Source organism: Xanthomonas translucens pv. cerealis (genome assembly GCF_006838285.1).
Lineage (GTDB): Bacteria > Pseudomonadota > Gammaproteobacteria > Xanthomonadales > Xanthomonadaceae > Xanthomonas_A > Xanthomonas_A cerealis.
On the sequence record NZ_CP038228.1, the window covers coordinates 1,760,740 to 1,772,395 of the forward strand.

Below are 11,656 nucleotides of genomic sequence, written 5' to 3' on the forward strand. Positions count from 1 at the left end.
AATTTATTTACAAACTGCATACTTCCGTTTTCGCAAAATCCAGCTAACAATTAGTGAATTTCACTTTAATAGCGTTATATAAATCACGACCACCTTGTCAACTGCAAATCAGATATTTTCTTATTTTAAAAAATTTCTCGATCGAATCTGGCGGCCCCTCACTGGGTTGATCCGTCATAAAAGCTATATCGTCCCAAGATATGTAAGTAACCGGTTTGTCTGCATGGCGAAGCCCCCAATTGTGCGTTCCCGAAAGATTGATTCCCATGCGCGCGATAGGCGCTTCATGCTGATCGATTTCCTGCATCGTCCGGTTGTGCCAGCGATAGACGCTAATCAGATAAGACCCAGCAGGCTTACCAACACAAAACTCCTCTAGATCCCCGCTAGTGACAACGATCAAATAAGCATCACCATCGATAATATCAAAGGAAAGCATCTCCGGAACTCCCTTTGTCCCGCTTTTGGCAGACCAGTGGACACCCAAGGGCGCATAACTGATTTCCTGGTAGACGGGAGGTCCATCCGTTGAATTAGGAAAACCGCTCTTCAACGCCACCGAGTAGCGATCCACATCGATACGCTGTCCATCGCTGAGCCAGACTTGCTCCTTCCAGCGCATCTCCTCCTTATTGCTGCATCCCGCCAAGGTGGCAGCTGTAAGCAGCATACCGAACATAGTCCATCTCCGTCTCATCATTTTCGCTATCTCCGTGGAGGCATCTTATTTATGAATTTCATCATTACAGCAGACTTTGCTCCATACAAGTCCCTGACAGCCGTGTACAATCAAGCTGCGCCTTGGTAAAATCCATAATTAATCATCCTTTTATATTAATAATTCACAAATCATTTGCAAATTGCATATTTCCTTATTTTGTAGAACTCTGAAATCAACTCTGGGGGTCCTGCACTAAGCTACCCCGTCACAAATGCCACATCATCCCAAGACAAGTAAGTCTTAGGCTTGTCTCCATGTCGAAACCCCCAATTCCCTGTTCCTGACAAGTTGATTCCCATGCGCGCGATAGGCGCTTCACGTTGATCAATTTTCTGCATCACTCCTTTACGCCAGCGATAAACATTAATCAGATAGGAACCTCGCGGCTTACCCACACAGAACACTTCAGCTCTTTCGTTAGCGTGAACAACCAGATAGGCGTCGCCTTGAATAATATCGAATGACCCCATGCTACTTGAACAATTCATGTTTTAATCTTTGGTAGACCAATGAACCCCCAAAGGGGCATAGGTGATTTCTTGGTAAACAGGAGGGCCGTCCGTCGCGTTAGGAAAACCGCTCTTCAACGCCACCGAGTAGCGATCCACATCGATACGCCGTCCATCGCTGAGCCAAACTTGCTCCTTCCAGCGCATCTCCTCCTTGTTGCTGCATCCCGCCAAGGTGGCGGCGATAAGCAGCACACCATGCATGGCCCATCTCCATCCCGTCATTCCATCACCTCCCTCATAACACCTCATTGTGCGCGTTGACGTCATAATTGCAGGCGACAAGCGTTTCCAATTTATCGATCTTGCGAATTCATCGGCCAACTTCGACCGCTTGACAGTAACCTCTTGGGATGTCTTGCCGCGTCGGAGTTCCATTTTTTAGCGCTCCCTGAGCGCTTCACTAGTGTGCTGCTCTAACGGACTGAGCAAATAATCGATTAGCCGCCTCTTCCCGGTCTTGATCTCTGCGCTCAGGCTCATTCCCGATGTCAAGCGCACGTCTACTCCATCGATATTCAGTGTGGCACCATCCAACTTGATACGCGCCGGAAATACCAACCCCAGTTTCTCGTCCTGTGCTGCATCGTGGGAAACCGAGACCATGCGCCCAGTCAGGTAACCATACCGGGTATACGGAAAGCTCTCGACCTTCACAGTTACGGCTTGACCGGGACGCACAAAGCCGATGTCCTTGTTCAATACGGTAGCCTCCACCTCCAGCGCCTCCTCGGCCGGCACCACGACCAGCAACGACTGCGCCGGCGTCACCACACCGCCAACCGTGTGCACCGCCAGCTGCTGAACCGTGCCATCCACGGGGGCGCGCAATTCCATCAGCTTGTCGCGTTGCCCGGTCTTTGCCACGTCCTGGGTGAGCTGCCCGGCTTGTTCGTTCGCCTGGCGCACGGCATCCAGCGCCTGCTGCCGGGTATCGGTCACCAGCATTCGCAGTTCCTCCTGGGCCGCGCTGAGAGCAGAGCGTATCTCCTGCAGGCGATTGCGCTGCGTCGCGAGTTGGCTTTCCGCGGCGATGCGCTCTTGTTCGCGCAGCAAATACTCGTGGCGCCCTACATATTTGCCTTCGACCAGACGACCATAGTCCTCCGCGCGCACCTTGGAAATACGTGCGGACTCGGCCAGCGGGCCAATCTCATCCTGTGTCGTACGAAGTTCAGCCTGCCTTTGCGCAATGCTGGCTTGCAGGTTGTGACGGCGAGCCTGGAAGGCGTCGAACTGGCTGACGACCAGTTGCTGTTCGCTTGCAACCCGCTCGGCATTCAAATCGGGAGCCAGGTCCAACTTCGGCGGCCGACCATCGGCGATTGACCGAGCAAGCGCCGATTGGCGCAGAACCGTTAGACGGGCATTGGCCAGGGCATCGCCAGCCTGGGCAAAGTCGGCACCGGTTGCCGTCGCATCCAACTCGATCAGACGTTGCCCACGCCTCACCGCCTGTCCATCGCGTACCAATATCCTGCGTACTACCGCTGTCTCCGCAGTCTGCACCACCTTGGTTCTTGAGTCGACGACAGTCTTGCCCGGCGCGACTGCGACGATGTCCAGCTTGCCCACGCAGGCCCACAGCAAAGCGACGCAGAAGAACGCGATGATGATCCGCATCGTCCAGCGTGCCGTAGGCGATACGGGCGTTTCGGTCAGCTCGAGATGGGCGGGCAGGAAAGCACGCTCGTCCTCGGTGCGGATCGGCGGATCCAGTTGGGCGCGTACCGACCAGGCCGAGCGAACGATTGTGGAATAACGATGGAAGAAATCGCGCCATCCCTGGAGCCGATGCTTCATGATGTCCCCTGCTGAAGCCGGTACAGATGTGCATAGTGTCCGTCTGGTCGATCGACCAATTCGCCATGCGAGCCGCTCTCTACGATGCGCCCTTTCTCCACTACCACGATGCGATTGGCATGGCGCACGGTCGATAGGCGATGCGCGATGATCAGCACGGTGCGGCCCTTGCAGATCGCTCGCATATTGTTCATGACTGCGTGCTCCGACTCGTAGTCCAGCGCGCTGGTCGCCTCGTCCAGGATCAGGATGCGCGGATTGCCGATCAACGCACGCGCAATGGCGATGCGCTGACGCTGGCCGCCGGACAGGCCGGTGCCATGCTCGCCAACCCTGGTGTCGTAGCCTTCCGGCAGGGCCACGATGAAATCGTGCGCTCCGGCCAGCTTGGCTGCGTGGATGACCCGCTCCAGCGGCATGCCCGGATCCGACAGGGCGATATTCTCGCGCACGCTGCGGTTGAACAGGAAGTTCTCCTGTAGCACCACGCCCAGTTGCCGGCGTAGCCATGCCGGATCGGCCAGCGCAAGGTCCTGCCCATCTATCAGTACACGGCCGCGCTCGGGGGTATACAGCCTCTGCACCAACTTGGTCAGGGTGCTCTTGCCGGACCCGGATCGGCCGACGATGCCGAGGATTTCACCCGGGCGGACATCCAGTTCTATGGCGTTGAGCACCTCTGCCGCGTCGGAACGATAGCGGAAGGTGACCCGCTCGAACGTGACTTGCCCGCGGATCGGTGGCAACGCCATGCGACTGCCTGGCACCTCGGTACGCGTATTGAGAATGTCGCCAAGCCGCTCGACCGAGATGCCGACCTGCTGAAAGTCCTGCCACAGCTGCGCCAACCGGATGATTGGGGCGGTGACCTGACCGGAAAGCATATTGAAGGCGATCAGTTGTCCAACCGACAGCTTGCCTTCGATGACCAGCTTGGCACCCCAGAACAACACGGCCACAGCCGTCGTCTTCTGCACTAGTTGCACACCCTGCTGCCCCAGGGTGGCGATCCGGGTCACGCCGAAGCCGGCACTGACGTACCCGGCCAACTGGTTGTCCCAGGTCCGGGTGACGCGAGGATCCACCGCCATCGCCTTGACCGTGCCAATGCCGCTGACCGTTTCCACCAGGAACGACTGGTTGTCCGCACCACGCGCAAACTTCTCGTTCAGACGTGTCCGTAGCACCGGCGTGATCAGACCCGAGATCAGCGCGTACAGGGGGAGCGACAACACCACGATCAAGGTCAGCCAGCCGCTGTACCAGAACATTACTGCCAGGAACACGACCGTAAAAAACAGATCCAGGACCGACGTCAGCGCCTGGCCGGTCAGGAAGTTGCGGATATTTTCCAGTTCGCGGACGCGCGCGATGGTGTCGCCCACCCTCCTCGACTCGAAGTAGGCTAACGGCAACGCGAGCACGTGACGGAACAGACGTGCACCCAGTTCTACGTCGATCTTGCTGGTGGTATGGGCGAACACATAGGTCCGCAGTCCCGAGAGCAGCACCTCGAAGACCGCCATCGAGACCAACCCGATCGCGATGACATCCAATGTCGTCAATCCATGGTGCACCAGCACTTTGTCCATCACCACCTGGTAGAACAGCGGCGTTACCAAAGCGAACAACTGAATGAAGAACGAGACGACGAACACTTCAAGCATCAGCTTGCGGTACTTGACCACCGCGGGAATAAACCAGCTGAAGTCGAACTTGGCCAGCTCTCCGAGAACCGACGCGCGCGAAGCCACCTGAAGAAGACGCCCCCCATAGCGTGCTTCGAACTCCTCACGAGAGATCGAGCATGGACGTTGCTTCGCCAAGTCATGGATCAAGACTTGTTCGTGCCCAACCTTTGCGACAATGAAAGCGTCACCATCCTGCATCAGCGCAAGCGCTGGAAGCGCAACCATGCCGATACGCGACGGTGGAGGCGAAGTGACCTTGGCCTTCAGCCCCAACTGTTTGGCCGCCAGAAGCAATGCCGCTTCATCGAATGGCTCGCCGACACGCCCAAACGAATGCGCAATCTGGGCCGCATCGGCCGCAATTCCATGGAATTGCGCGAGCAATACCAAGCCATGCAATGCAATGCAATGCAAGATCCGACTGGCCATGTACCGGCTCATCGCCCTCGACTAACGAAAGCGGCGCTACTCCCCCTGACATAAGCAATCCTTGCTTGTAGCCCCAAATGAGGACTAATGAGATTCCATAGAATCCATGTTCCGCGACTTTTCGTCAACCAGGATCTAGCTATTTCTTGCTCCTTTTCTGTCCCCCAAGGAACACAGCGCGTTTATTTTTCTTGAGATTTTCCTTCCGCCTCAGCGCACCTCGAACTCGCCGACCAGGATCGTCTCCTTCCTGTCCTTCAGCCGCAGCGTCACCTGCTGGTCGCGCTGCGTGGCGCTGCCCCAGCCGGTGCTCAGCTGCAGGTGCAAGGTGGTGGCGCCAGTGACCAGCGGCTGGCGGTCGCCGAAGAAGTTCGCTTCCACCGTGTACTTGCCCGGCTTGGCCCGGCGCAGCGAGAACTCTTCCGGCCCGTAGCCGCCGGTGAAGTCCTGCGACAGCTGCCCGCCCTGGTAGGTGGAGCGGTGCGCGTAGTAGCAGCGTTCGCCGTTGGGATCGGTCACCCACAGGTCCATGTCGCTGTTGTCGCTGTCCCAGTTCAGTACCACGCGCAGGTCCAGTGGCAGGTTGCGCTGCAGGCGCGGGTCGATGAAGCCGGTCTGCAATGGCTGCTGCGAGCGCGCCACGATCGCGTTCAATTCGTTCAAGGCGATCAGCGCCACGCCGTCGAAACGGCTGTCCCAGTCGCGCGCCACGACCTGGTACAGCTGTTCGATCGCGGCCTGCGCATCGCCGCGCGCGGCATAGGCCAGGCCCAGGTCGCGGAAGCTCTGCGGCTCTTCCTCGCCCAGCCGCAGCACCTGCTCGAACACCGGTACCGCCAGGTCCGCCCTGCCCGCCTGCAGCAATCGGTAGCCGAGCACGCGCAGCACATGGCGGTTCTCCAGCTGCAGTTCGGCCAGGTTGGACAGCACGCGCAGCGCCAGTTCGCGCTGGCCGCGTTCGAACAGCACGTCGGCCACGTCCAGGTAGAACGCCACGCTGTCGGCGTGCGCGGCGCGCTCGCTCAGGTACAACGGATAGACCGCGTCCGGCGCGGCGGCGCGCAGGCGCCGGGCGTAGGGCGAATCCGGCTGCCACGGCTGCAATGCCAGGGAGATCGTGGTGGACGCGCGCGCGCCGGCAGGCGCATCGGCGTTCGCCGCAGCGCCGTCGGCTGCCGCGACCGCGCCGCTGACGGCCATCGCCTCCAGCGCAGCGGGCTCTGCCTGCTGCATCGGCGCCATGGGTGCAGGCGCCGGCGCCATGGCCATCACCGGTGCGGCTCGCGAAATGCCGTCGCGCCGCTGCCAACTGGCGTCGCCGTCCCCGCCTTGCGGCTTGGGCGGCGGCGGCGCGTTCTGCGGGAACCTGCGCTGCCACCAGGCGACGCGCTGCGCGAAATCCTCGGCGACGCGATCGATGCGCCGCTTGCGCTGCTCGCCCAGCGCCTGCTGGCGCTGCGCCTGCGCGCGGGCCACCGCCTCGCGCAGCGCCGCTGGCGGCGCGATGGCGTAGCGCACGTAGTCGTCCACGTTCTCCAGCACCAGCAGCGAGGTGTCGGCGCTGACCAGGCCGAAGCGGCTGGCCAGTTGCTGGCGGCGCGCGGCGTCGCCGAGCGGATCGGCGGCCAGGCGGCGCAGCATGGCCCGCGCCCAGGCGCCGGGCACCAGATCGCCCGGCACCTCGCTGGCGCCGTGCAACGGGATGCTCAGGCGGCGCGTGCTGGCGGCGGTGGCGATCTCCAGTTGCAGCGTCGCATCGGCCGCGAGCAGGCGTCCGGCGATGCGCAGATAGCCGTCGTCGGCGTAGCGCGAATCGGCGACCAGATCGGCCACGCCCTCGCCCTGCAGCGCCACCAGTTCGCCGCCGCGCTGCAGCAGCCGTGCGCTGGCTTGCTGCACGCCCTGCAAGCCATGCACTACGATCGCGCGTCCACCACGGGCTTCCGCCACTGCCGCGAGGTGCGCGCTATCGGCATGCGCGCCGGCGGAATCGACCGCGAACAAACGCTGGCCCGGCGCCAGCGCCGGCAAGGTCTGCGCGCCGTAGTTGCCCAGGCCATCGCTGAACAACAGATACTCCTGCACGTCCGCCGCCGGCCGCCAGTCGCCCAGCGTGCTGGCGCCGTCCGGTTGCAGGCCCTGCAGGGTCGCTTGCAACGCGCTCCAGTCGCCGGCGCGGACCTGGAAACGGCGCGGCGCTTCGGCGCGGTCGCGCAGCACGATCAGATCGACCTGCGCGTTGCCGAGCGCGGCGAAATAGCGCTGCAGCAAGGCCAGTTCCGCAGGAATGTCGCGCTGCCGCGCCGAACCCGATGCATCCCACAGCAGGCCGATGCGTTGCGGCAACGGGCGTGTGCCACGGAGATCGGCGATCGGCAGCAGCGCCTGGAAATAGCGCTGGCCGTCGTGGCTGCCAAGCGCAACGCGTGGATCGCGGGTTGCGCGCAACGACAGCGCCAGTTCCTTGGGCAATTGCGCTGGCGTGCCCGACCACGCCGCCGCATAACCGCCGGGCGCCGGCAACAGGCGCAGGCCCGCAGGCCCGCAGGCAACGCCGCGGTGTCCATCGGCGCGGCCTGGGTGCTCAACTCCAGGCGCAGCGTCTGCGCGCTTGCCGCATAGCCCAGCGGCAGCCGCCACTGCCAACCGGCGGCAGTGCGCGGCAGCGACTCGCGATAGACCAGGCGCACGCGGCGGCTGCCGTGTGCGGGAATCGGATAGAGCCGCAGTTGGAACTGGTTGCCGGCGGTCTGCTCGACCAGGCCCGGGTCCACGCCGCGCCGTTCGATCGCCTCGAACACCTGCCGCCCGCGCGCCTTCGGCACTGGTACCGCGTCGCGCATCTGCCCGTCGATGTCCAGTGCGAAGCCGCTGATCTGCTGGCCATCGCGCAGCGGGAACGCCAGTTGCCCTTCCAGCACCCGCGCATTGGGGTTGAAGAACAGTAGATCCACCGTGGTTTCGGCCAGACCGGCCGCGGCGTGTGCGCTCACCGTCGCCGAGCGCAGTTCGACCGGGCGCTCGCCCTGATCGGTCTTCAGCAGTGGGGCGAGGAGTTGCCGCTCCGGCGCGGTTTGCGCCCACGCGGATACGGCGACGGCCGAGGTTAACGACAGCAACAGCAGGCACAGGCCTTTGCGCGCGATGGATGGCATGGATCACTCCTTGATGGGACGGTACTGCTTGAACGTCCGGTGCGGCGCTGCGGGGTTGTTGTTCCTTCTCCCATCGGGACCATGGCCCCCCTTTTCGGGGGAAGGTGGCCCGCAGGGCCGGATGAGGGTGCGGGTGCGGCCTCGCACAGCCAAACTCCGCGAGACGCTTCGCGCCGGACCCTCACCCCAACCCCTTTCCCGGCGGGAGAGGGAATAAGCGCGATCGATCAGCCCGACAGGCTCTGACAGTGCTCCACCACCAGTTGCACCGACTCTCCGCCGCGATAGTCGTCGGCGACCAGGCGGTAGGCGATGTGCACGCGGCGGCCCGGTTCGCCGCCACGCCAACCGTTGAAATGGATCGCGTTCAACGGCTCGCCGCGGCCCGCGCAGCGCAGGCTCAACTTCAGGTGACGCTCCTTCAGCAGGCGCCACTGCAGCACCTCGAACTCGCCGTCGAACAGCGGCTCGGGGAAGCCCTGCCCCCATGGCCCGGCCAGGCGCAGCGCCTCGGCATGGCGATGGTCCAGTTCGTGCGGATCCAGTGCGCCGTCGCTGAGCAGTTCGGCCTGCAGCAGCGCCGCGTCCAGGCTGGCCAGCGCATGCTCCCCGAACAACTGCTCGAACTCGGCCAATGCGGCGTGCGGCAGGCTCAGGCCCGCGGCCATCGCATGGCCGCCGAATTTGTCCATCAACCCCGGCCGGCGCGCGTCCACCGCGGCCATCGCGTCGCGGATGTGGAAGCCGGGAATCGAACGCGCCGAGCCGCGCAACTGGTCGCTGCCCGGCTCGGCCGGGGCGAAGGCGATCACCGGGCGGTGCAGGCGGTCCTTCATCTTCGAAGCGACCAGGCCGATCACGCCCGGATGCCAGTCGGCATCGAACAGGCACACCGCCACCGGCGGCGCGTCCGGCGCGGCTAGCAGCGCCTGCGCTACGGTAGCCTCGGCCTCGTCGGTCATCTGCTGCTGCACCGCGCGGCGCTCGGCGTTGATCTGTTCCAGCGTGGCGGCGATCGCGCGCGCCTGCTGCGGGTCCTCGCACAGCAGCAGCTCAATGCCCAGTGCCATGTCCTCGAGGCGGCCGGCGGCGTTGAGCCGCGGTGCCAGCGCGAAACCGATGTCGCTGGCGCTGAGCCGCGCCGGATCGCGGCCGCTGGCTTCGATCAAGGCGCGCAGACCGATGCAGCCGTCGCCGCGCTGCAGGCGGCGCAGCCCGGCCGATACCAACGCGCGGTTGTTGGTGTCCAGCGGCACCAGGTCGGCGACGGTGCCGACCGCAACCAGATCCAGCAGCACAGTCAGATCCGGCGCCTGCGTGGCGAACGCGCCGCGCTCGCGCAGGTGCCGGCGCAACGCCAGCAGCACGTAGAAGATCACCCCGACGCCGGCCAGCACCTTGCTGGGGAACACGTCGCCGGCCAGATTCGGATCGACGATCGCGTCGGCCGGCGGCAGCACACTGCCCGGCAGATGGTGGTCGGTAACCAGCACCTGCCAGCCCAGCGCCTTGGCCGCGGCGACGCCGGCATGGCAGGCGATGCCGTGATCGACGGTGACCAGCAGGTCCGGCTGCAGCGGCGCCAGTTCGGCGACCAGCGCCGGCGACAGGCCGTAGCCATGCACCATGCGGTTCGGTACCGCGTGCAGCACCTGCGCGGCGCCGAGCAGGCGCAGTCCGCGTACCGCGACCGCACAGGCGGTGGCGCCGTCGCAGTCGAAATCGCCGACCACCAGTATGCGTTTGCCGGCGGCGATCGCCGAAGCCAACAACGCGACCGCCGCGTCGATGCCGCTCAGCGCATCCGGTGGCAGCAGCTGCGCCAGTTTAGGCTGTGCCAGGCTGGCGTCGTGCGCGCCGCGGGCGGTGTAGATGCGCCGCAGCAGCGGCAGCACACTGTCCGTCCACGGCCCGCCCTCGGCGGGCGGCCGCCGGGTGATGCGCAGCGGCGGACTCATGCGTCCAGGCGCGCCAGCGGCCGCCGCCAGAAGCGCCAACGCTGCTCGTGCTCGATCCGGAAACGCACGCCGTCCTCGAAATCCAGCAGCAGTTGCTGCAGTTCGCCCAGGCGCAGCGCTTCGAGCAGCGGCTGCATCACCTCGCCGACGAACTGCTCGGGCGCGCGCAGCTGGCGCAGATCGACCAGCGCATCGACGCGCGGCGTTTGCGCGGCGTCGACGCCGGCGGCCTGGCTCAGCGCGCGCAGCAGCGGCTCGCGGCTGCGCACCTGCGCATGCGCGGTGCTCACCTTGGCCGGCAACGCGCCGCCGCCCCAGAACCACAGCGAGTTGATCGCCGGCTGCCCGCGCGCGCTGCGTTCGCGGTTCCACGGATGCTGATGCAGCAGCACCTGCGCCTCGGTCAGCAGCGCCCGCCAGCGCCGCCCGCCCTCGCCCTGCGGCAGATGGTCGAACAGGTCGGCGCCGAGCACCTGCGCCGGTGCGGCGAAATCGGGCAGCACGCTGTCCGATGCCAGGCGCAGATACCAGCGAGTGGGTTCCGGCGCGTCCAGAACCAGGCCGGACTCGGCGAACAACTCCTGCAGCGACGGCAGCAGCGCGGCCAGGTCGATGGCGTCGATCGCGAGCATCTCGCCGTGCGCCATCAACCGTGCGCCCTGCATGTCCGGCACTACATAGGCCGGATCGGCGCGCAGCCACACGCCGTCGCCAGCGTCGCCGGCATCCAGTTGCCGGGTCAGCGCCGCCACCGGCCATTGCCCTGGCGGCAGGGCGAAATGGCGGCGCAACTGCGCTTCGGAGCCTGGGTCCAGACGCTCGCGCTCGGCGCGGCCGAACGCCCGCGCCACCTCGCCGGTCAGCGCCGCAGCGGCCAGGCGAGCGCGCTCCGGCAACAACAAGGTGGCGACCGCCACGGCGTCAGCCGACGTATTCGACGCTGACGATCTCATACTCGCGGCGTCCGGCCGGGGCGTCGATGCTGACGCTGTCGCCTTCCAGCTTGCCGATCAGCGCGCGCGCCAGCGGCGAGGAGATCGCGATCAGCCCCAGCTTGATGTCCGCTTCCAGATCGCCGACCAGCTGGTAGCGCTTCTCTTCGTCGTTTTCCACGTCGGCCAGGGTGACGGTCGCGCCGAACACCACCTTGCTGCCGACCGCCAGCTTGCTGACGTCGATGATCTCGGCGTGCGACAGCTCGCTCTCCAGCTGCTTGATGCGGCCTTCGATGAAGCTCTGCTGCTCGCGCGCGGCGTGGTACTCGGCGTTTTCCTTCAGGTCGCCGTGCGCGCGCGCCTCGGCGATCGCGGCGATGACCTGCGGCCGCTTGACCGACTTCAACTGGTCCAGTTCCTCGCGCAACCGCAGCGCGCCTTGCATGGTGATCGGG

At 64.3% G+C, this 11,656-nt stretch carries 10 protein-coding genes; all 10 read right to left on the bottom strand.

Annotation, left to right across the window (positions count from 1 at the left end; translation table 11 throughout):
• Positions 1 to 97: 97 nt before the first annotated feature.
• The 10 genes from E4A48_RS07755 to greA all read right to left on the bottom strand — a co-directional run bounded on the left by E4A48_RS07755 (position 98) and on the right by greA (position 11,652).
• A complete protein-coding gene (locus tag E4A48_RS07755; RefSeq protein WP_260608088.1) occupies positions 98 to 679 on the bottom strand; it encodes a hypothetical protein in 582 nt (193 codons plus the stop codon).
• A gap of 239 nt (positions 680 to 918) precedes the next feature.
• Complete coding sequence (locus E4A48_RS20970; RefSeq protein ID WP_260608089.1) at positions 919 to 1,191, bottom strand: hypothetical protein; 273 nt, start codon at positions 1,189 to 1,191, stop codon at positions 919 to 921.
• 21 nt (positions 1,192 to 1,212) lie between these two features.
• Positions 1,213 to 1,434 (bottom strand): hypothetical protein, encoded by a 222-nt coding sequence (locus tag E4A48_RS20975; RefSeq protein ID WP_230812683.1) that lies wholly within the window; start codon positions 1,432 to 1,434, stop codon positions 1,213 to 1,215.
• A gap of 177 nt (positions 1,435 to 1,611) precedes the next feature.
• The gene (locus E4A48_RS07765; protein WP_039005046.1) at positions 1,612 to 3,033 is read right to left on the bottom strand and encodes an HlyD family type I secretion periplasmic adaptor subunit; all 1,422 of its coding nucleotides are present in this window, start codon (positions 3,031 to 3,033) and stop codon (positions 1,612 to 1,614) included.
• Positions 3,030 to 5,153, bottom strand: a complete 2,124-nt coding sequence (locus tag E4A48_RS07770; RefSeq protein ID WP_142742177.1) for a type I secretion system permease/ATPase — start codon at positions 5,151 to 5,153, stop codon at positions 3,030 to 3,032. Before E4A48_RS07770 ends, E4A48_RS07765 begins: the two co-directional genes overlap by 4 nt.
• A gap of 210 nt (positions 5,154 to 5,363) precedes the next feature.
• Complete coding sequence (locus E4A48_RS21435) at positions 5,364 to 6,794, bottom strand: DUF2135 domain-containing protein (RefSeq protein ID WP_312845579.1); 1,431 nt, start codon at positions 6,792 to 6,794, stop codon at positions 5,364 to 5,366.
• Positions 6,795 to 7,375: 581 nt separating this feature from the next.
• Complete coding sequence (locus E4A48_RS20985; protein ID WP_058196867.1) at positions 7,376 to 8,308, bottom strand: VIT domain-containing protein; 933 nt, start codon at positions 8,306 to 8,308, stop codon at positions 7,376 to 7,378.
• Between the two features lie 227 nt (positions 8,309 to 8,535).
• Positions 8,536 to 10,266 (bottom strand): single-stranded-DNA-specific exonuclease RecJ, encoded by a 1,731-nt coding sequence (gene recJ, locus E4A48_RS07780; RefSeq protein WP_142742178.1) that lies wholly within the window; start codon positions 10,264 to 10,266, stop codon positions 8,536 to 8,538.
• Positions 10,263 to 11,183, bottom strand: a complete 921-nt coding sequence (locus E4A48_RS07785; protein WP_142742179.1) for a phosphoglycerate mutase — start codon at positions 11,181 to 11,183, stop codon at positions 10,263 to 10,265. Before E4A48_RS07785 ends, recJ begins: the two co-directional genes overlap by 4 nt.
• A gap of 4 nt (positions 11,184 to 11,187) precedes the next feature.
• Positions 11,188 to 11,652, bottom strand: coding sequence for a transcription elongation factor GreA (greA, locus tag E4A48_RS07790; RefSeq protein ID WP_170867603.1), 465 nt, complete (start codon positions 11,650 to 11,652; stop codon positions 11,188 to 11,190).
• Between the last annotated feature and the right edge of the window lie 4 nt (positions 11,653 to 11,656).